This is a genomic window from Frigoribacterium sp. Leaf8 (assembly GCF_001421165.1).
In the GTDB taxonomy this organism is placed as follows: Bacteria; Actinomycetota; Actinomycetes; order Actinomycetales; family Microbacteriaceae; genus Frigoribacterium.
Genome location: NZ_LMKB01000005.1, coordinates 824,578 through 843,104 on the forward strand (window position 1 = coordinate 824,578; position 18,527 = coordinate 843,104).

Genomic DNA, 18,527 nt, shown 5'->3' on the forward strand with positions numbered 1-18,527 from the left:
TCCATCCCTCCGACCAAGGGCGGCGTCGCGCGATACATCGCCGGGCTCCTGACGGGTCTCGGCGAGACGGGAACGGTCGTCACGGTCGTGGTCAAGCCCGACGATCTCGACTGGCTCCGCGAGCAGGCACCGACCCACCGCTACGTCGCGGCTCCGTCGCTGGTGTCCCGTCGGCCGATGCGGCTCGCCTGGGAACAGATCGCCCTCCCGGTCCTGGCCCACCGCCTCGGCGTCCAGACCCTCCACTCGCCCCACTACACGTTCCCGATTGTCCTCAGCCGACGCACGGTGGTCACCCTGCACGACGCGACCTTCTTCAGCAGCCCCGGCGACCACTCCATGGGCAAGCGGCGTTTCTTCTCCGTGTGGACGAAGGCTGCTCGACGTCGGGCACGTGCGGTCGTCGTGCCCAGCGCCAGCACGGCGGCCGAACTCGACCGTCACGTCGGCCCGTCGAGGGCACCCGTCGTCGTCGCGCACCACGGGGTCGACCGGGCGGTCTTCCACGCTCCGTCGACCGACCAGGTCCGGGCGTTCGCCGAGGTGAACGGGCTGACGACCGACCCGGGGTGGATCGCCTTCCTCGGGACGGTGGAACCCCGCAAGAGCGTGCCGTCCCTCATCGAGGCCCACCGCCTCCTCGGGCCCGACGCTCCTCCGCTCCTCGTCGCCGGTGGTCTGGGCTGGGACGCGGACGCCGCGCGGACCTTGACCGAGGCGGGCAACCGTCCCGGAGCAGCGCTCCGGCACCTCGGCTACCTCCCCCTCGACGACCTCTCCGCCTTCCTGGGCGGGGCGAGCGTCGTGGCGTACCCCAGCACGGGCGAAGGGTTCGGGTTGCCCGTGCTCGAGGCGATGGCTACGGGCGCTGCCGTCCTGACGACGCGGTCGACGGCTCTGCCCGAGGTCGGTGGCGACGCCGTCGCCTACGCCGAGGCGACCGTCACCTCGCTCAGGACGGCGTTGTCGGCGTTGCTCTCCTCACCCGACGAGCGGTCCCGCCTCGGTGCCCTGGCACGAGAACGTGCCACACTCTTCACCTGGGCGCGGTGCGCGCTCGCGCACGACGAGGCCTACACGACACCATGACCACCCCCACCCGTTCCGACGAGCCCACCGTGGCGATCGTCACGGTCAGCTACAACTCCGGCCGCTACCTGAGCGCTTTCCTCGCGTCGACCGAGTCCGCCTCGGCGGAGCCGACCCGTCTGGTCGTCGCCGACAACGCGTCGAACGACGTCGAAGCGGCCCGGACGACGACCGAGGGCGCCGGTGGTCGTTTCGTCGAGGTCGGGGCGAATCGCGGCTACGGCACGGCGGTCAACCGGGCCGTCACCCACCTGCCGAGTTCGGTCCACCACGTCCTGATCTCGAATCCCGACGTCGTCCTCGCCCCCGGCGTCGTCGACGTCCTGCTCGACACCCTCCGCTCCGGCGACGACATCGCCGCGGTCGGCCCGGCGATCGTCGAAGCCGACGGTGAGCCCTACCCCTCCGCTCGACAGATCCCCTCGTTGCGAACAGGCCTCGGTCACGCGCTGTTCGCGAACCTCTGGCCGACGAACCCCTGGTCTCGCTCGTACCGGCGCGAAGGCGAGCACGAGGCCCGGCGCGACACCGGCTGGCTCTCCGGTGCCTGCCTACTCGTGCGTCGCGACGTGTTCGACGAGTTGGGAGGGTTCGACGAGCGCTACTTCATGTACTTCGAAGACGTCGACCTGGGCTATCGCATCGGCCTCTCCGGCCGCCGGAGCGTCTACGAGCCCGCCGCCACCGTCGTCCACGTCGGCGCCCACTCGACGCGCGAGTCGTCGGACGCGATGCGACGTGAGCACCACCGCAGCGCCTACCGTTTCCTCGCGTCGAAGTACCGCGCGTGGTACCTCTGGCCCGTCCGCGCCGCACTCCGCGTCGCTCTCGAGGCTCGCTTCCGGCTCGGCGGGCTCCCCCGCCGGGCGTCCACCCCGAACCCGACGGGAAAACGATGACGCTGGCAGTCACCGCCATGGTCCGCGACGAGGCGGACATCATCCGCCGATGGGTCGATTACCACGTGGCTCAGGGCGTCGACGTGATCATCGTCACCGACAACGCCTCGACCGACGGCACCACAGAGATCCTCACCGAATTCGAGGCCGCAGGAACGATCGTCCTGCACCACGACCCCGAGCACCGGAAACAACAGGGTGCCGTCGTGACGCGCATGGCCCGAGAAGCCGCGACCGTCCACGGTGCCGACTGGGTCGTCAACGCCGACGCCGACGAGTTCCTGATCCCCCGGGACCGCTCGCTGCGGTTGGCCGACGTGTTCGCGCGACTCGACACCGGCCTGGGCTCGTTCTCGGTGCCGGTCGTCAACATGGTCGGGCCCGTCGCGCTCGACGGTCCCGGCATCGACCGGCTCGTGTGGCGTGACGAACGCACCAACGACGAACTCCGGGCGGTCGGCGTGCTCGCCCAGCCGACCACCAACGCGGTCCACGTCGCCGACGCCGACGTCACCGTCGCACAGGGCAACCACGTGGTGAGCATCGCCAGCACAGGTGCACCTGCGCAGGGGCTCGAACTCGAGGTGCTCCACCTTCCGTGGCGCTCCTGGACGCAGTTCCGGCGCAAGGTCGAGAGCGCAGGACTCGGGTACCTCGCCAGCCCTCATCTGACCCCCAGTCCCAATCACCACGGCATGCGCGACTACCGTCGCCTGCTCGACGGCACGCTCCTGTCCTACTACGCCGCCCGGCACGTGACGGATGCCGAGGCCGCCGAGGGTCCGTTCCGCCTCGATCGCTCGCTCGTCGAGTTCCTCGCGGTGGTGCCGCCCTCCGGCCCCTACCCGCCCGACGTCCCGTTCACCGAGCCGGTCGACCGGTACCTCGGCGGGCTCGGCCGTTCGCTCGTCGGCCGCGACGAACAGATCTCCCGGCAGGAGGCGCGGCTCGACCAGGCCGCGCAGGCCCTCTCGGACGCCGAGGACGAGGCCGCTCGACTCCGTCGACACGCCGCCGGGTTGGAGGACGAGCTCGCTCGCACGCGTGCGGAGGTCGGGGCGATGAAGAACCGCCGGATCGTCAAGCTCGTCGACGGAGTCCGCGAACGAACCCGACGCACGAGATGAACCGTCGGTTCCGCCGCGCGTCCCGAGCGGTCGCCCGGATGCTGCGCGTCGAGCGCGTCTACGACCGTGGCCTCCGATCCGCACGCGTGGCGGCCGAACGACGACGGGACAGCCGTTGGCAGGCCGTCATCGGCGAGTTCCTGCGAACGGGCGTCTCGGTGTCGACCAGTGGCGCCTGGGGCCGCCCCGACTCGGCCGGCATCCCGATGGTCATGTGCCTGTGGAACCGACCGGACCGGCTGCCTCACGTGCTCGACATGCTCGCGGCACTCGACGCCGAGCGTCCGGTCCGCCTCCTCCTGTGGAACAACAACGCGGCCGACGCGGCTCGCTACGCAGAAGCCGTCCGTGGCGCCGCGACTGGGAGCCTGGTCAGCGTGGATCTGGTCCAGAGCCCGGTGAACATCGGCGGTCTCGCCCGCTTCGTCGCCGCCCGTCTGTTGTGGAACGCCGGGTACCGCGGACCGGTCGTGATGTTGGACGACGACCAGGACGTCTCATCCCGTTTCGTCACGGATCTCCTGGCGGACTACGAGTCCCGATCCGTGGTCTCCTGGTGGGCCTTCAGTCAGCACGGATCGTACTGGGCCCGCGCCGAGATCGCTCCGGGCTCCCCCGCCGACCACGCCGGCACGGGCGGCACGGTGTACGACTGCGAACTGGTGTCGGACGACGCGTTCTTCGCTCGCCTCCCCCGCCGGTTCGCGTTCCTCGAGGATCAGTGGATGTCGTTCTTCGCACACGCCAAGGGCTGGCGTGTCGTCAAGGCGCGTACCGACATCAGCCTCGTGTCCGAGGAGTTGAACCAGTACCACGCCCTCAAACCCTTGAAGGACGTCTTCTACCATTTCCAACGACAGGTGGGACCGGCCTACGTCGTGGGCAGCGTCCGTCGGTCCGGCTGGGGCGACGGTCGGCTCCGGTCAGGTGGAGCGGCTCCGTCTCGAGCCAGCTGAGGCGTGAGGCCGGCCACACGACGACCGACGACACGAGACCGACCGGAACCCTCCGGTCGGTCTCGTGTCGTCGGTGGTCGGCGAGCCGACGTCAGTCGGCGAGGAGCTTCTGCAAGTAGAGACCGTATCCGCTCTTGGCGAGCGGAGCAGCCAACGCGGCCAGGTGCTCGTCGTCGATCCACCCGTTGCGCCAGGCGATCTCCTCGATGCAGCCGATCTTGTGACCCTGGCGATCCTCGATCACCCTGACGTATTCGGACGCCTGCATCATCGACTCGAAGGTGCCGGTGTCGAGCCACGCGGTGCCGCGGTCGAGGACCTGTACCTGCAGTTCGCCGGCCTCGAGGTAACGCTCGTTGACGGTCGAGATCTCGAGCTCTCCCCGAGCACTCGGCTCGATGGTCTTCGCGATCCCGACGACGGCGTTGTCGTAGAAGTAGAGACCGGGGACGGCGAAGTTGCTCTTCGGTGCCAGGGGCTTCTCCTCGATGGAGACGGCCTTGAACGCCTCGTCGAACTCGACGACCCCATAGGCCTTGGGATCGGCGACGTGGTAGGCGAAGATCGTCGCGCCCTGGACGTCGGCGTTCTTCTTGAGGTTCGAGCCGAGTCCGACGCCGTGGAAGATGTTGTCGCCGAGGACCAGGGCGACGCTGTCGTCGCCGATGAAGTCCTCGCCGATGACGAATGCCTGGGCCAGGCCGTCGGGCGATGGCTGAACGGCGTACTCGATGGTCATGCCCAGCTGCGACCCGTCGCCGAGCAGTGCCCGGAACTGGTCGTTGTACTCGGGCGTGGTGATGACGAGCACCTCGTGGATGCCTGCCATCATCAGGGTCGACAAGGGGTAGTAGACCATCGGCTTGTCGTAGATGGGCATGAGCTGCTTGGAGATGCCCTTGGTGATCGGCCAGAGACGCGTGCCGGACCCGCCGGCGAGGATGATGCCCTTCATGTCATTCGCCCTCTCCGGCGGCGTGTGCCGCATCCAAGGACGCATAGTAGGCGCGCATGTCGTCCCACGTCGGCAGGAGCCCGGCGACCGCCGCCTCGGCCAGCGTCGGCGCAGAGGTGTCCTTCGGTGAGAGCAGGGGCTCACCGGCACCCTCGGGGAAGACGAGGCCGATCTCGGGGTCGAGGGGGTCGATCCCGTGTTCGCGCTCGGCGTGGAACGTGTCGGAGACCAGGTAGCTGACCGTCGCATCGTCGGTCAGCGCGACGAACGCGTGCCCCAGGCCCTCGGACAGGTAGATGGCGCGCCGGTCGACGTCGTCGAGGAGCACGGAGTCCCATTGGCCGTAGGTGGCGGAGCCCACCCGGATGTCGATCACGTAGTCGAGGACCGCACCATGCGTCGCGGTGACGTACTTGGCCTGGCCGAGCGGGACGTCGGCGAAGTGGATGCCTCGGACGACACCGCGCTTCGAGACGGAGGTGTTGGCTTGACGAAGCTGGACGGGGTGCCCGACCACCTCGGCGAGCTTGTCGAAGCGGTACCACTCGAGGAAGACGCCCCGGTCGTCACCGAACTGCTTCGGGGTGATCTCGTAGCTGTCTGGGATCTTCAGTTCGCGGATCTGCACCGGGGCAGCTTACCAAGAGCCGGCGCGGGGCACGGAAGCGCCGATCGCGGCTCGCGCACTGCAGCCCCGGTCACCGCCGCGAGTAGTCCGCGTTGGTCTTGAGCTCGGAGCGTGGGATGGACAACGACGCGAGGATGTCGTAGAACCCCTGGCCGTTGATGTCTCGTGGTGCCATGCCGACGGCACGCAGGGCGGTGACCGTCGACTCGGTGGTCACGTGCCGCAGCATGCGTGGCGCCACGACGCAGACGTAGCCCCGGCCGACCTCGGGCAGGTTGTCGTAGCAGTGCAGGACGAGCATGTTTTCTCCTAGAGGTCAGGGACGCCAGTAGTCGGCGTTGGTCGTGAGCGCAGAACGTGGGATGGACATCGCGTCGAGCAAGCCCTCGAAGTCTCGTCGGGAGACCACGTCGAAGTAGGGGATGCCGACGGCTCGGACGGCGTTCACCTGCCCGATCGTGGTGAAGTGACGCAAGGACCGCATGCCCAGGAGAGCCGTGTAGCTCGTCCCGACCCCGGGCATGGACTCCGGGACGCGGACCGCGACGAGCCCGGACGTGTCGCGGACCGCCGATGCAGGACCCGGGTACGCCGCCACGTAGTCGAAGTGCCAGGCCTCGGGCCGGGAGAACGTGTTGCCCGTCGGCGCCCAGCCGTATCGCCCGCAGTTCGCGTCCATCCACCGCTTCGCCGACGACCCCGCCGCGTCGACCCCGGCGCCGAAGTCGCAGGAGATGCCCCAACCGTGGTTCGAGGTGCCCGGATAGGCGGCCAGGTTGCCGGTGCCCGCCTGGTAGCGGTTCCAGTAGTCGACCTGACGGTCGTACGAGCGGTAGCCCTCGGTGATCTGCAGGGGACGGCCGACGGCCGCCTGGAAGGCGAGGCCCATCGCGAAGTACTGCCGAGCGGCGTCGTCCCGCAGGAAGCCCGATCCGCCTACCGACGCGGGCACGGGGACCAGGAGGCCCGACGGGATGCGGCCGTTGGCCTGGCCTCCCCACGCCTGGGTCGCGGCCTGCGCGAGAGCCGACTCGATCGTCTGGACGCCGTCGGACGTCTCGCCGAGCGTCGTGGCGGCCCGACCGGACTGGGTCGAGAGCAGTCCCGAGGCACCCGCACCGGCGACGGCCGCGAGGCTCAGGAGCCCCCGGCGGCCGAGGACGGGGCCCAGGTCACGTGCCGAGGGCACAGAGGTTTCAGGGCGCATGGAACGACGTTTGCACGCCGGCCTGCCATCGGTCTACCCCCAGAGGCAGGGGGCACGTCCGCGTCGAGGGCCTCCGGACCACTCGGTCAGCCGTCCCCGTCGGCTAAGATCGACCGACTCTTCCGCGACCGACCTGCAAGGAACACCTGTGAAAATCCTCGTCACCGGCGGAGCCGGCTTCATCGGCTCCAACTTCGTCCGCCGCACGCTCGAAGACGCCTACCCGGGCCTCGAAGGGGCCGAGGTCGTCGTCCTCGACGCGCTCACCTACTCGGGCAACGAGGCCAACCTGGTGAGTGTCGCCGACTCCCCCCGTTACACGTTCGTCAAGGGCGACATCCGTGACGGCGCCCTGCTCGACACGCTCTTCCCCGAGGTCGACGCCGTCGTCCACTTCGCCGCAGAATCCCACGTCGACCGCTCGGTCCGCGACGCCTCGATCTTCGTCGAGACGAACGTGCTGGGAACGCAGCAGCTGCTCGACGCCGCCCTGCGCAACGACCTGAAGCGCTTCGTGCACGTCTCGACCGACGAGGTCTACGGCTCCATCGCCGAGGGCTCCTGGGCCGAGGACCGTCCGCTCGAACCCAACTCGCCCTACTCCGCCTCGAAGGCCGGGAGCGACCTGCTCGCCCGCAGCTACCACCGCACCCACGGCCTCAACGTCTCCATCACGCGCTGCAGCAACAACTACGGCCCGTACCACTTCCCCGAGAAGGTCATCCCGCTCTTCGTCACGAACCTGATCGACGACGTCCACGTGCCGCTCTACGGCGAGGGCAACAACATCCGCGACTGGCTGCACGTCGACGACCACACCCGTGGCATCGCCATGGTGCTCGTCGGTGGTCGCGCCGGAGAGATCTACAACATCGGCGGCGGCACCGAGCTCACCAACAAAGAACTCACCGAGATGCTGCTCGAGGCAACCGGCAAGGACTGGTCCTACGTCGACCGCGTCCAGGACCGTCTGGGCCACGACCTGAGGTACTCCGTCGACATCTCGAAGATCCGCGACGAGCTCGGCTACGAGCCCCAGGTGCCCTTCGAGAAGGGTCTCGCCGAGGTCGTCCAGTGGTACCGCGACAACCGCGAGTGGTGGCAGCCGCTCAAAGAGCGCGCCGCTCTCTGATGGCCGCCGCCCAGAACTCCAAGTACCTCGTCACCGGGGCCCGGGGCATGCTCGGCACCGACCTGCTCGAAGCGCTCTTCGGGCGAGACGTCACGGTCCTCGGCCGTGCCGACCTCGACGTGACCGACCGGGATGCCGTCTTCGCCGCCGTCCAGGGACACGACGTCGTCATCAACGCCGCCGCGTACACCGCCGTGGACGCGGCCGAGACCGACGAAGAAACCGCATTGGCCGTCAACGGCACCGCCGCCGGTCTGTTGGCCGAGGCGACGGCATCCGTCGGGGCGAAGCTCGTCCAGGTCTCGACCGACTACGTCTTCGACGGCGACGCCGCATCGCCCTATGCCGAGGACGCCACGATCGCGCCGGTCAGCGCCTACGGCCGCACCAAGGCCGAGGGAGAGAAGCTCGCCCTCGCCGCCAACCCGGAGGGCACCTTCATCGTGCGCACGGCGTGGCTGTACGGTGCCCACGGGGGCAACTTCGCGAAGACGATGGTCAAGCTCGCGGGCTCACACGACACCGTCAAGGTCGTCGACGACCAACTCGGCCAGCCGACCTGGACGGCCGACCTCGCGGCCCAGATCGTCGCGCTGCTCGACTCCGACGCTCCGGCCGGCGTGTACCACGGCACCAACTCCGGCAGTACGAGCTGGTTCGAGTTCGCCCGGGCCGTCTTCGACGAAGCCGGACTCGATCCGGCCAGGGTCCTGCCGACGGACAGCTCCACCTTCGTCCGTCCCGCACCGAGACCGAGCTACAGCGTCCTCGGCCACGACGCGTGGGCACGGGCCGGCTTGACGCCCATGCGTCCGTGGAGAGAAGCGCTGGCCGAGGCCGCGAGCAGGGGAGTGTTGCAGACCGATGACCACGCTGCGAGTAGTCGTTGACCAGATCCTGGCTCCCATCCCCGGAGGCATCGGGCGCTACACGGAAGAGTTGACCCGAGCCCTCGTCGAGACGGCCCCCCGCGGCTGCGACGTCGAGGGTGTCGTGGCGGCCCACCCACAGACCGACTACGACCGGTTGACGGATCTGCTCCCGGGGCTGTCCCGTGTCGCCAAGTCGCCACTCGGTCGCCGTGAGTTGTCGCTGGCGTGGCAGGGCGGCGTCGTCGGCCTTCCCGGCCGGGGGATGGTCCACGCGACCAGCCTGCTCGCTCCCCTCTACCGTCACGACCGCGCACTCGACCCGGGAACGCAGACCGTCGTCACGATCCACGACACGGTGCCGTGGACCCACCCCGAGACCCTCACCCCTCGTGGCGTCCGCTGGCACAAGGCGATGACCAAGCGGGCCTTCAAGCACGCCGACGGCGTCGTCGTACCGACGCACAGCGTCGCTCGCGAGCTCTCCGAGCTGTTCCCCTTCGGCGACCGCCTGCGCGTCATCGGCGGCGCCGTGAGCCCCAAGCTCGCCGTCCCCGCGGACGCCGACGAGGTCGCCGATGCCCTGGACCTTCCCGAACGGTACGCCCTCAGCGTCGGCACCCTCGAACCGCGCAAGGGCCTCGAGCCCCTCATCCGGGCCCTCGCACACCCCGACGCCCCCGACCTGCCTCTGCTGATCGTCGGCCCCGAAGGATGGGGAGACGTCAAGGTGGCCGACCTGGTCGCCGCGGCAGGGCTCCCCGCCGACAAGGTCCGCACGATGGGCTTCGTGTCGGACGAGCAGCTCGCCGTCCTGTTGCAGCGCGCGTCCGTCTTCGTGTTCCCCAGTCTCGCCGAGGGGTTCGGGCTGCCCGTCGTCGAGGCGTTCAGCCTGGGCACGCCCACCATCGTCTCGGATGCCCCCGCCCTCCTCGAGGTCGCAGCGGACGCGGCAGTCAGCGTGCCGCGGGAAGACTCCGCCGGCTACCCGGAGCGTCTCGCCCAGGCCATGTTCCAGGTCGTCTCCGACGTCGAACTGTCGACCCGTCTCGGCATCGCCGGGATCGACCGAGCGCGCGCCTTCAGCTGGCGGGACTCGGCCGACAAGGTGTGGCAGCTGCACGCCGACCTCTGAGCAACCCTGAGGCCCGGGTCACGACGCGCGTGACCCGCGCCGCAGGTGGGCGCCTCCTCACCCGGTCGGCTTCCGCCGATCGGCCTCGACGCACGGCCTGAGACGGGTCGTCAGGGTGCGGTGACGGACGTCGTGGCCTGCGCCACCGCGGTGCGCATCGCGTCGTAGTCCGGGTAGACGTTGTCGTAGGTGGGCGGCACGAGTTCGAGGCTCGTGATCTGCTGCGACTTCGCCTCGACGGCCAGGTCGACGAAGGCGGCCAGGGCACCCTGCGGGATGTCGGTGTCGACGGTCTGCACACCGGCCGACGCGACCGCCTGGAACTTCGACAGCACCGTCGCCGGCTGGAACTGGGACAGGAGCGCCTGCTGCACCTCGCGCTGACGAGCCATGCGGTCGTAGTCGCTGGTACCGTGCCGTGCCCTGGCGTACCAGAGGGCGTGGTACCCGTCGAGCTTCTGATCACCGGGCTCGATCCAGCCGTCGACGTTGATCGGCTGACCGTTGCCGTCGACGCCTCCGTTGATCGGGATGCGCTGCTGCACGTCGACCTGGATGCCACCGAGCGCGTCAATGAGGTCGACGAAGCCCTGCATGTCGATGAGGGCGTAGTACTGCACCGTCAGGCCCGTGATGCCCTCGACGGCGTCGCGCATCGCCTCGACCCCGGCGTTGCTGCCCCTCGACTCGGCATCGGGGTAGAGGTCGGGATGCTCTTCCCCGTAGGTGTACAGGAAGCTCACGAGGCAGTCGTCGCCGCAGTCGTAGCCGTCGGGGTAGTCGCCGTACAGCGGTGATCCCGCGACGAAGGGCGCGTCGTACAGGTTCCGCGGGATTCCCACGATGGTGGTCGCACCGGTCTCGGCGTCGATGCTGGCGACCGAGATGCTGTCGGGACGCAGCCCCGTGCGGTCGGCCCCCGCATCACCGCCGAGCAACATGATGTTGTAGCGACCGTCCACAGGAGGTGCGGCGTCGGCCCTCGAGGTGAAGAGACTGTTCAGCAGACCGTGCTGCACCCCGGCGAGGTAGGCCCCGTAGGCGGCGGGCCCGACGGTCAGCACCATCAAGAGCACCATCGCTCCGGCGAGGAATCCCCGCGCCGAGGGGGCCGTCCGGACGATGCGGGCCAAGCGCAACGTGTCGACGGTCAGCACCACCCACAACACCGCGTAGTACGCGAGGAAGACCTGGACGATCGTCAGGGCGACGACGTTGGTCGCGATCTCGATCAGGGGCGAGCGGAAGGCGAACGCCAGGACGATGACGACGACCGCGACCGCCCAGAAGACGAGGGTGGAGGCGAGCCCCCATCGCCCGAGTCGGCGGTTGCCCGCGAGCACCTGGGCCGAGCCGGGCACGACCACGTTCAACAGGACGAGCACCCACGCTCGCTTCGTCATGAAGGGCTCGGAGGTGGCGTCGGGGTGACGCACGGGCAGGGACGTGCTCACAGTGATCGGCGCAGGTCGGCGTTCTTCTGCTCGACCAGACCGGCGAGGGACTCGGCGTGGCGGGCCAAGCGCTCGGCGACGGCCGGGTCGTGCGTGCCGATGATGCGGGCCGCGAGCAGGCCGGCGTTGACCGAGCCACCGATCGACACGGTCGCGACAGGGATGCCCGCCGGCATCTGCACGATCGAGAGCAACGAGTCCAGACCGTCGAGCTTGGCCAGCGCGACCGGCACGCCGACCACGGGAAGGGTCGTCACCGAGGCGATCATGCCGGGCAGGTGCGCTGCTCCCCCGGCCCCGGCGATGACGACGGACAGTCCTCGACCGGCGGCGTCTCGACCGAAGGCGATCATCTTGTCGGGCGTGCGGTGCGCCGAGACGACCTCGACCTCGTGCGGGATGCCCAGCTCGGACAAGATCGTCGACGCGCCCTGCATGGTGGGCCAGTCGCTGTCGGAGCCCATGACGATGGCGACCTTCGCGGGTACGGCGGGGTCGTTCGGGCGCACGTCGGTGCTCTTCGGGTCGGACACGGACTAGAGGATAGCCGTCAGTCGGTGAAGAACTCGACAGCGGCGCGCGCCCGGAAGACGGCCTCGTCGAGGTCGTCGCCGACCACGGTGACGTGACCGACCTTCCGCCCGGGCCGCGGCTCCTTGCCGTAGTCGTGGACCTTGACCGCCGGCTGGTCGGCCATGAGAGCGGGGAGTCGGTCGGCCATCGACCCGGTCGCCGGTCCGCCGAGCACGTTCAGCATGACGCTCCACGGGCGGTGGCAGCCCGTGTCGCCCAGGGGCAGGTCGAGCACGGCCCGGAGGTGCTGTTCGAACTGGCTGGTGGTCGCCCCGTCGATCGTCCAGTGGCCGGTGTTGTGCGGCCGCATGGCGAGTTCGTTGATCAGCAGGCGCTCGTCGGTCGTCTCGAAGAGCTCGACGGCCAGGACCCCGGTGACGTCGAGCCGCTCGGCCACCGTCCGGGCGATCTCGTCGGCCAGGTCGGCCAGGCGACCGGCACTCGAGGGCGCCGGGGCGAAGACCTCGGAGCAGACCCCGTCGCGTTGGACGGTCTCGACGAGAGGCCACGGGACGATGTCGCCGCTCGGCCGACGGGCCACGAGCTGCGACAGCTCACGCCGGAACTCGACGAGCTCCTCGACGAGGAGCGCGCCTCCGTTGCCGTCCTCGGCCAGGGCTCCGAACCAGTCGTCGGCTTCGTGCGCGGCCGAGACCACGCGCACGCCTTTGCCGTCGTAACCGCCCCGCGCGGTCTTGACGACCGCCCGGCCTCCGTGGTCGGCGAGGAACGCCTCGAGCTCGGAGGCATCGTGGACGGCCGCCCAGTCCGGGACGGGCAGCCCGAGCTCGGTGAGCCGCTGACGCATGACGATCTTGTCCTGCGCGACGGCCAGCGCGGACGGCCCGGGGTGCACGGGCACACCCGCGTCGACGAGGGCGGCCAGGACCTGCTGGGGGACGTGCTCGTGGTCGAAGGTGACCACGTCGACCGTGCGGGCGAAATCGAGGACGACGTCGACGTCGTGGTAGTCACCCACCTGTGTCGCCGCCAGCCTGGCCGAACTGCCCTCGGCCTCGGCGAGGACGCTGATCTCGATGCCGAGGTGGACGGCGGGCGGGATCATCATGCGGGCGAGCTGGCCGCCACCGATCACGCCGACACGAAGAGCCGTCATCGGACGACCGTCCCGCTCAACTGCGGTGAGTCCGGAGTTCCACCGACCGTGCACCGGTACGTGACGTTGGCGACACCGACGTCGCCTCCTGTGTAGAGCCCGGCGACGTCGATGGTGCGCCCCCCGGGCCCCTGCACGAGGGTCTGCGACGAACGGTCGTTCCAGGTGTAGTCCGCGCCCTGCGACCTCGTGGCCTCGTTCCGACAGGCGTCGTAGGCGCGGGCGTCGGTCCAGCCGTCCGCCTGGTCGGACGGCACGGGGACAGGCGTCTCGACGGTGTCGTTCGGGTCGTCCGTCGGCGCCGTGGGGGCGACCGTCTCGGCCCCCGTGTCGGGAGCCGACGGTGATGCGGTCGACGTCGGGCTGAAGCTCGACACCGTCGGCGTCGGGTCGTCGTCGCCGCTCGTGCACGCGGAGAGGGTGAGGGCCAGGGCCCCGGCGGTCAGCATGGCGATGAGGGCCCGGTTCGTCATGCGGTCATCGTATCGGTGGCATCCGGCCGGGCGGCGTCGACCTGCCGGACGGGGCCCGGCACCGGCACGAGATCGCGCACCCACAGCTCGTCGCGAGGCTACGGTCGCCCGAGCCCCCGGAACTCGAACCCGGCCTCGCGCCACTCGGCGGGGTCGAACACGTTGCGCGCGTCGACGATGCGTCGCCGGGAGACGAGGGCGACGACGTCGGCCGGACGCAGCGCCTTGAACTGCGCCCATTCGGTGAGGACCAACACGAGCTCGGCGTCGCGGAGGGCGGTGGGGACGTCCCCGACGTAGGTGAGGTCGGGAGCCAGCCGGGCGGCGGTCTCGTTGGCCTCGGGGTCGTGGACGACCACGTCGGCCCCGGCGGCGTGCAGTCGTCGGGCGACGTCGAGGGCCGGCGAGTCGCGGACGTCGTCGCTGTCGGGCTTGAACGCCACCCCGAGGACGGCGACGCGCGCACCGCGCACCTCGCCGAGCAACTCGCCCGCGAGCTCGACGACGCGGTCGCGGCGGCGCAGGTTGACGGCGTCGACGTCGGCGAGGAAGTCCAGGGACTCGAGCCCCAACTCGCGCGATCGGGCCCGGAACGCCCGGATGTCCTTCGGCAGGCACCCGCCGCCGAAGCCGAGGCCGGCGTTGAGGAACCGGCGGCCGATGCGGGCGTCGTGCCCGATCGCGTCGGCCAGCTGCGTCACGTCCGCACCGGTGGCCTCGGCGATCTCGGCCATCGCGTTGATGAACGAGATCTTCGTCGCGAGGAACGCGTTGGCCGAGACCTTCACCAGTTCGGCCGTCGCGTACCCGGTCACGAGCCGGGGCGTGCCCGTCGCCAGAGCCGTCGCGTAGACCTCGTCGAGCACGGCCGTCGCCCGCTCACCGGCGTCGCCCTCGGGCACTCCGTAGACGAAGCGGTCGGGCGCGACGGTGTCGGCCACGGCGAAGCCCTCGCGGAGGAACTCGGGGTTCCAGGCCAGGTCGGCCCCGGAGGAGGCGCGGACCAGGTCGGCGAGTCGGCTCGCGGTGCCGACGGGAACGGTGGACTTGCCCACCACGAGGTCGCCGTCGGCGAGGTGGGGCAAGAGCCCCTGGACCGCGGCGTCGACGTAGGTGAGGTCGGCCGCGTCGCTGCCCGGGGTCTGCGGGGTGCCGACGGCGACGAAGTGGACCTGCGAACCGGCGGCGTCGGCCGGGTCGGTCGAGAACCGCAGTCGCCCCGAGTCGAGGGCCCGGCGGAGCGCCTCGGGCAGTCCGGGTTCGAAGAACGGGGCGTGACCCGACGAGAGCAGGGCGATCTTGCCCGGGTCGACGTCGATGCCGACCACGTCGTGCCCGAGGTCGGCCATGCACGCGGCGTGCACGGCTCCGAGGTAACCGCAACCGATGACTGAGATTCGCATTGTAATATCCTATATCACGCGAGCCGGATCAGACGACCCGGTCGTCGCCCCATGAAGTGGTGTCGGCGTGTCCGACGGACTGCTCGCGTTGGCGACGCTGCGCGACGCTGTTGAGGTTCGACTCCATCAGGTCGTGCAGGGTCGATTGGACGAGGTCGGCCGACGGCACGTCCCAGAGGACGAGCGGACGGTCGAGGCCGGTGTTGATCAGGACGTCTCCGCTGCGGAAGGCGCTCTGGACCGAGTTCTTGCGCACCGTGAGGTCGTAGCCGCGGCTGTGGAGCAACTCTTGACGAGTGCGCACGAACAGCCCCTTGCGCACGACGAGGCGACGCGAGGTGATGACGTAGCGCTTGCCGAGCCAGATCAGCACGGGCACCAACCAGAGCAGAACGATGAGGGCGACGGCCGCACCCAGCACGACGTAGTTCTGCCACGCGACGTCGAAGCGACCTCCGAAGTAGCCGGTCGCCGCGCAGATGCCGACGAGCCCGAGGGACGGCCAGAACAGCACGCGGGCATGGGGACGCAGCCGCGCGACGACGTACTCGGTCGGCTGTGGTCCGTCGCTGCTCACAGGCTCATTCATACCGCAGATGCGTGACGTCACCCGAAGCGACGGCCGTCAGCCCGCCGGTCGAGGCGGAACGCACGACCAACCGGCCCGCCTCGTCGACGTCGACGGCCTCGCCCACGAGAGCCGCGCCTCCGGGGAGTTCGACGCGGACGTCGCGCCCCAGCGTCGCGCAGTGCGTGCGCACCAGCGCCAGGGCGCCGCTCGCCACGGCGTCGCCCCGGGCCGCGACGAGGTCGGCGACGAACCGGGCCAGACCGGAGACCCAGGCCGACAGCACGGCGTCGGCGAGCTCGAGAGCCGTGCCCCGCGCACCGTGCAGACCGAGCGACGTCGAGGTCGGCGTCGGCAGCTCGTCCGCCGGCACCGTGAGGTTGACCCCGGCCCCCACGACCACGGCGCTCGCGTCGGGCCTCAGCTCGGCGAGCAGACCGCAGACCTTTCCGCCGGCCACCTGCACGTCGTTGGGCCACTTCAGCGTGACGTCGCCGCCCGGGAGCAGGCCCTGGACGGAGGCGCGCATCGCGACGCCGGCGAGGAGCGGCACCCAGCCGAGCGAGTCGACCGGCAGGTCGCCGCGGCGAAGCAGGACGCTCGCCGCGAGGGATCGACCGGGCGCGGTCTCCCATCGTCGACCGAGTCGGCCCCGCCCGGCGGCCTGGTCGAGGGTCAGCCAGGTCGCCAGGTGCGGCTCGTCGACGGCGGCCAGCAGGTCGGCGTTGGTCGATCCGGTGGACTCGAGCACCACGAGACGGGGGCTGACGGACGCGCTGAGGTGGAAGTCCATCGGGTCAGCCTAGGCGGCCTCGGTTGACGACTCCTACGACGTGCGACGCCGTCCACGCGTGGAAACCTCCAACGGATGGCTGCGGGTCGGTCAGTAGAGTGAAGCGCGTGACTCCTGACTCCGCGCCACTCACCGACGCCGCGCCCGACCTGCACACCACCGCGGGCAAGCTCGCCGACCTCAAGGCCCGCTATCACGAGGCCGTGACGGCCAGCGGCGAGGCCGCGATCGCGAAGCAGCACGCCAAGGGCAAGAAGACGGCCCGCGAACGGATCGACGAGCTGCTCGACCCGGGTTCGTTCGTCGAACTCGACGAGTTCGTCCGACACCGCACCCACGCCTTCGGCATGGAGGCCAAACGGCCCTACGGCGACGCGGTCGTCACGGGAACGGGCACGATCCACGGCCGCCAGGTCGCGGTCTACTCGCAGGACTTCACCATCTTCGGCGGCTCGCTCGGCGAGGTGGCGGGTGAGAAGATCATCAAGGTCATGCAGCTGGCCCTCAAGACCGGGGTGCCCATCATCGGCATCCTCGACTCGGGCGGAGCGCGCATCCAGGAGGGCGTCGTCGCCCTGGGCAAGTACGGCGAGATCTTCCGACTGAACACGGCCGCCTCGGGCGTCATCCCCCAGATCTCGCTGATCATGGGCCCCGCGGCCGGAGGCGCGGTGTACTCCCCCGCGCTGACCGACTTCGTGATCATGGTCGACAAGACCAGCCACATGTTCGTCACCGGCCCGGACGTCATCAAGACCGTGACGGGCGAGGACGTGGGCTTCGAAGAGCTCGGCGGAGCCCTGACCCACAACAAGGTCTCGGGCGTTTCGCACTACCTGGCGAGCGACGAGGACGACGCCCTCGACTACGCCCGCGCGCTGCTCTCGTACCTGCCCGACAACAACCTGGCCGACCCGCACGTCTTCGACGTGCCGGTCGAACTCGAGACCACCGACCACGACCGCCAGCTGAACACGCTGATCCCGGACAGCCCGAACCAGCCCTACGACGTCATGACGGTCATCGACCACGTCGTCGACGACGGCGAGTTCCTCGAGGTCCAGCCGCTGTTCGCGCCCAACATCGTCGTGGGCTTCGGCCGGGTGGAGGGCCGTCCGGTGGGCGTGATCGCCAACCAGCCGTCCGCCATGGCTGGCACCCTCAACATCGAGGCCGGCGAGAAGGCCAGTCGTTTCGTGCGCTTCTGCGACGCGTTCAACATCCCGATCCTCACCCTGGTCGACGTGCCCGGCTACCTGCCCGGCACGGACCAGGAGTGGACCGGTGTCATCCGTCGCGGAGCCAAGCTGCTCTACGCCTACGCCGAGGCCACGGTCCCGCTCGTGACGGTGATCACCCGCAAGGCGTACGGCGGCGCCTACATCGTCATGGGGTCGAAGCAGTTGGGTGCCGACATCAACCTCGCGTGGCCCACGGCCGAGATCGCCGTGATGGGCGGTCAGGGCGCCGTCAACATCCTCTACCGCAACGAGATCAAGGCGGCGGCCGAGGCGGGCGAAGACGTGGCGGCCGTGCGCACGCGACTGGCCAACGAGTACACCTACAACGTGGCGAGTCCCTTCCTCGCCGCGGAGCGGGGCGAACTCGACGGTGTCGTCGAACCGGCCGCGACCCGCGTCGCCGTCATCAAGGCACTGCGGGCCCTCAAGACCAAGCGGGCGACCCTGCCGCCGAAGAAGCACGGGAACATCCCCCTGTGAGTGGTCGCCACGCCGCCGCCTCCCCCGACCCGGCGGACTCCCCCACCGACTCGGTCGAGCAGCCGTCGGCTCCCCTCATCAGGGTCGTCGCCGGGGACCCGACGCCCGACGAACTGGCGGCCGTCACGGCGCTGCTCGCCGCCGTCGCGGCCGGCCGGGCCGGATCGGCGACGACGACGTCCTCCCGACCCACGACGTCGGGCTGGACGCGATCGGCCCGGGCACCGCGTCCCGTCATCACGGCCGGAGAAGGCCGCTGGCGGGGTTTCGAGGGCTGACGCCCCCGGAACGGGGGTAGACGCAGTCATCTTCCCCCGCCTGTCCCCCTAAATGACGACTGCACCCGCGGCCCCGACCCACCATGCTTGCTCTTGCTAGGTGTCTCTCTAGGAGTCACACCACCAGCAGGACCACATGGGTAGTGGATT

General features: G+C 70.0%; 20 protein-coding genes. 9 read left to right on the forward strand and 11 right to left on the reverse strand.

Annotated elements, in window-relative coordinates:
- The first annotated feature begins 3 nt into the window (after nucleotides 1-3).
- Genes ASL10_RS08525 through ASL10_RS08540 form a run of 4 tightly spaced genes read left to right on the forward strand, consistent with a single transcriptional unit; the run spans nucleotide 4 to nucleotide 4,071 of the window.
- Complete coding sequence (locus ASL10_RS08525; protein WP_255350797.1) at nucleotides 4-1,089, forward strand: glycosyltransferase family 1 protein; 1,086 nt, start codon at nucleotides 4-6, stop codon at nucleotides 1,087-1,089.
- Nucleotides 1,086-1,988, forward strand: a complete 903-nt coding sequence (locus ASL10_RS08530) for a glycosyltransferase family 2 protein (RefSeq protein WP_082460295.1) — start codon at nucleotides 1,086-1,088, stop codon at nucleotides 1,986-1,988. Before ASL10_RS08525 ends, ASL10_RS08530 begins: the two co-directional genes overlap by 4 nt.
- Nucleotides 1,985-3,115, forward strand: a complete 1,131-nt coding sequence (locus tag ASL10_RS08535; protein WP_056046347.1) for a glycosyltransferase family 2 protein — start codon at nucleotides 1,985-1,987, stop codon at nucleotides 3,113-3,115. The genes ASL10_RS08530 and ASL10_RS08535 overlap by 4 nt, the downstream gene beginning before the upstream one ends.
- Nucleotides 3,112-4,071: a hypothetical protein gene (locus ASL10_RS08540; protein ID WP_056046349.1), complete on the forward strand. Its 960-nt coding sequence runs from the start codon at nucleotides 3,112-3,114 to the stop codon at nucleotides 4,069-4,071. Before ASL10_RS08535 ends, ASL10_RS08540 begins: the two co-directional genes overlap by 4 nt.
- Before the next feature lie 91 nt (nucleotides 4,072-4,162).
- On the opposite strand, the gene rfbA is transcribed toward ASL10_RS08540, so the two are convergent.
- The 4 genes from rfbA to ASL10_RS08560 all read right to left on the reverse strand — a co-directional run bounded on the left by rfbA (nucleotide 4,163) and on the right by ASL10_RS08560 (nucleotide 6,861).
- The gene (gene rfbA, locus ASL10_RS08545) at nucleotides 4,163-5,026 is read right to left on the reverse strand and encodes a glucose-1-phosphate thymidylyltransferase RfbA (RefSeq protein WP_056046351.1); all 864 of its coding nucleotides are present in this window, start codon (nucleotides 5,024-5,026) and stop codon (nucleotides 4,163-4,165) included.
- Nucleotide 5,027: 1 nt separating this feature from the next.
- Nucleotides 5,028-5,654, reverse strand: coding sequence for a dTDP-4-dehydrorhamnose 3,5-epimerase family protein (locus ASL10_RS08550; RefSeq protein ID WP_056046354.1), 627 nt, complete (start codon nucleotides 5,652-5,654; stop codon nucleotides 5,028-5,030).
- 70 nt (nucleotides 5,655-5,724) lie between these two features.
- A complete protein-coding gene (locus ASL10_RS08555; RefSeq protein WP_056046357.1) occupies nucleotides 5,725-5,955 on the reverse strand; it encodes a hypothetical protein in 231 nt (76 codons plus the stop codon).
- Nucleotides 5,956-5,970: 15 nt separating this feature from the next.
- A complete protein-coding gene (locus ASL10_RS08560; RefSeq protein WP_082460296.1) occupies nucleotides 5,971-6,861 on the reverse strand; it encodes a D-alanyl-D-alanine carboxypeptidase family protein in 891 nt (296 codons plus the stop codon).
- Nucleotides 6,862-7,009: 148 nt separating this feature from the next.
- On the opposite strand from ASL10_RS08560, the gene rfbB reads away from it, so the two are divergent.
- From rfbB to ASL10_RS08575, 3 genes are read left to right on the forward strand one after another with little or no spacing between them, the layout of a single operon-like run.
- Nucleotides 7,010-7,993 carry a dTDP-glucose 4,6-dehydratase gene (gene rfbB, locus ASL10_RS08565; protein ID WP_056046361.1) on the forward strand — a complete coding sequence of 328 codons (984 nt, stop codon included), beginning with the start codon at nucleotides 7,010-7,012 and terminating at the stop codon, nucleotides 7,991-7,993.
- The gene (gene rfbD, locus ASL10_RS08570; protein ID WP_056046364.1) at nucleotides 7,993-8,883 is read left to right on the forward strand and encodes a dTDP-4-dehydrorhamnose reductase; all 891 of its coding nucleotides are present in this window, start codon (nucleotides 7,993-7,995) and stop codon (nucleotides 8,881-8,883) included. The genes rfbB and rfbD overlap by 1 nt, the downstream gene beginning before the upstream one ends.
- Entirely contained in the window at nucleotides 8,858-9,997 is a 1,140-nt protein-coding gene (locus ASL10_RS08575; protein WP_056046366.1) for a glycosyltransferase family 1 protein, read from the forward strand. The genes rfbD and ASL10_RS08575 overlap by 26 nt, the downstream gene beginning before the upstream one ends.
- Nucleotides 9,998-10,107: 110 nt before the next feature.
- On the opposite strand, the gene ASL10_RS08580 is transcribed toward ASL10_RS08575, so the two are convergent.
- From ASL10_RS08580 to ASL10_RS08610, 7 genes are all read right to left on the reverse strand, one after another.
- Nucleotides 10,108-11,400, reverse strand: coding sequence for an LCP family protein (locus tag ASL10_RS08580; RefSeq protein WP_192123163.1), 1,293 nt, complete (start codon nucleotides 11,398-11,400; stop codon nucleotides 10,108-10,110).
- Nucleotides 11,401-11,447: 47 nt separating this feature from the next.
- On the reverse strand, nucleotides 11,448-11,915 hold the full coding sequence (gene purE, locus ASL10_RS08585) for a 5-(carboxyamino)imidazole ribonucleotide mutase (protein ID WP_200412284.1): 468 nt from the start codon (nucleotides 11,913-11,915) through the stop codon (nucleotides 11,448-11,450).
- Between the two features lie 86 nt (nucleotides 11,916-12,001).
- On the reverse strand, nucleotides 12,002-13,141 hold the full coding sequence (locus ASL10_RS08590) for a 5-(carboxyamino)imidazole ribonucleotide synthase (RefSeq protein ID WP_056046370.1): 1,140 nt from the start codon (nucleotides 13,139-13,141) through the stop codon (nucleotides 12,002-12,004).
- The gene (locus ASL10_RS08595; protein WP_056046371.1) at nucleotides 13,138-13,614 is read right to left on the reverse strand and encodes a hypothetical protein; all 477 of its coding nucleotides are present in this window, start codon (nucleotides 13,612-13,614) and stop codon (nucleotides 13,138-13,140) included. Before ASL10_RS08595 ends, ASL10_RS08590 begins: the two co-directional genes overlap by 4 nt.
- A 98-nt stretch (nucleotides 13,615-13,712) precedes the next feature.
- Nucleotides 13,713-15,017, reverse strand: a complete 1,305-nt coding sequence (locus ASL10_RS08600; RefSeq protein ID WP_056046373.1) for a UDP-glucose/GDP-mannose dehydrogenase family protein — start codon at nucleotides 15,015-15,017, stop codon at nucleotides 13,713-13,715.
- A gap of 28 nt (nucleotides 15,018-15,045) precedes the next feature.
- Nucleotides 15,046-15,594: a PH domain-containing protein gene (locus ASL10_RS08605; protein WP_235452612.1), complete on the reverse strand. Its 549-nt coding sequence runs from the start codon at nucleotides 15,592-15,594 to the stop codon at nucleotides 15,046-15,048.
- A 4-nt stretch (nucleotides 15,595-15,598) separates the two neighbouring features.
- The gene (locus ASL10_RS08610) at nucleotides 15,599-16,378 is read right to left on the reverse strand and encodes a biotin--[acetyl-CoA-carboxylase] ligase (protein WP_056046377.1); all 780 of its coding nucleotides are present in this window, start codon (nucleotides 16,376-16,378) and stop codon (nucleotides 15,599-15,601) included.
- A gap of 107 nt (nucleotides 16,379-16,485) precedes the next feature.
- Here ASL10_RS08610 and ASL10_RS08615 point away from each other — a divergent pair, with 107 nt between their 5' ends.
- Nucleotides 16,486-18,099: an acyl-CoA carboxylase subunit beta gene (locus ASL10_RS08615; RefSeq protein ID WP_056047698.1), complete on the forward strand. Its 1,614-nt coding sequence runs from the start codon at nucleotides 16,486-16,488 to the stop codon at nucleotides 18,097-18,099.
- Nucleotides 18,096-18,377: an acyl-CoA carboxylase epsilon subunit gene (locus ASL10_RS08620; protein ID WP_056046379.1), complete on the forward strand. Its 282-nt coding sequence runs from the start codon at nucleotides 18,096-18,098 to the stop codon at nucleotides 18,375-18,377. The genes ASL10_RS08615 and ASL10_RS08620 overlap by 4 nt, the downstream gene beginning before the upstream one ends.
- Nucleotides 18,378-18,527: the final 150 nt, after the last annotated feature.

Excerpts from the sequence above, each read along its gene's own strand:
- ASL10_RS08610 (WP_056046377.1), bottom strand. The coding sequence starts at position 16,378 with ATGGACTTCCACCTCAGCGCGTCCGTCAGCCCCCGTCTCGTGGTGCTC.
- ASL10_RS08575 (WP_056046366.1), top strand. The coding sequence starts at position 8,858 with ATGACCACGCTGCGAGTAGTCGTTGACCAGATCCTGGCTCCCATCCCC.
- ASL10_RS08555 (WP_056046357.1), bottom strand. The coding sequence starts at position 5,955 with ATGCTCGTCCTGCACTGCTACGACAACCTGCCCGAGGTCGGCCGGGGC.
- ASL10_RS08590 (WP_056046370.1), bottom strand. The coding sequence starts at position 13,141 with ATGACGGCTCTTCGTGTCGGCGTGATCGGTGGCGGCCAGCTCGCCCGC.
- ASL10_RS08595 (WP_056046371.1), bottom strand. The coding sequence starts at position 13,614 with ATGACGAACCGGGCCCTCATCGCCATGCTGACCGCCGGGGCCCTGGCC.
- ASL10_RS08600 (WP_056046373.1), bottom strand. The coding sequence starts at position 15,017 with ATGCGAATCTCAGTCATCGGTTGCGGTTACCTCGGAGCCGTGCACGCC.
- ASL10_RS08580 (WP_192123163.1), bottom strand. The coding sequence starts at position 11,400 with ATGACGAAGCGAGCGTGGGTGCTCGTCCTGTTGAACGTGGTCGTGCCC.
- rfbA (WP_056046351.1), bottom strand. The coding sequence starts at position 5,026 with ATGAAGGGCATCATCCTCGCCGGCGGGTCCGGCACGCGTCTCTGGCCG.
- ASL10_RS08530 (WP_082460295.1), top strand. The coding sequence starts at position 1,086 with ATGACCACCCCCACCCGTTCCGACGAGCCCACCGTGGCGATCGTCACG.
- purE (WP_200412284.1), bottom strand. The coding sequence starts at position 11,915 with ATGGGCTCCGACAGCGACTGGCCCACCATGCAGGGCGCGTCGACGATC.
- ASL10_RS08560 (WP_082460296.1), bottom strand. The coding sequence starts at position 6,861 with ATGCGCCCTGAAACCTCTGTGCCCTCGGCACGTGACCTGGGCCCCGTC.
- ASL10_RS08540 (WP_056046349.1), top strand. The coding sequence starts at position 3,112 with ATGAACCGTCGGTTCCGCCGCGCGTCCCGAGCGGTCGCCCGGATGCTG.
- rfbD (WP_056046364.1), top strand. The coding sequence starts at position 7,993 with ATGGCCGCCGCCCAGAACTCCAAGTACCTCGTCACCGGGGCCCGGGGC.
- ASL10_RS08535 (WP_056046347.1), top strand. The coding sequence starts at position 1,985 with ATGACGCTGGCAGTCACCGCCATGGTCCGCGACGAGGCGGACATCATC.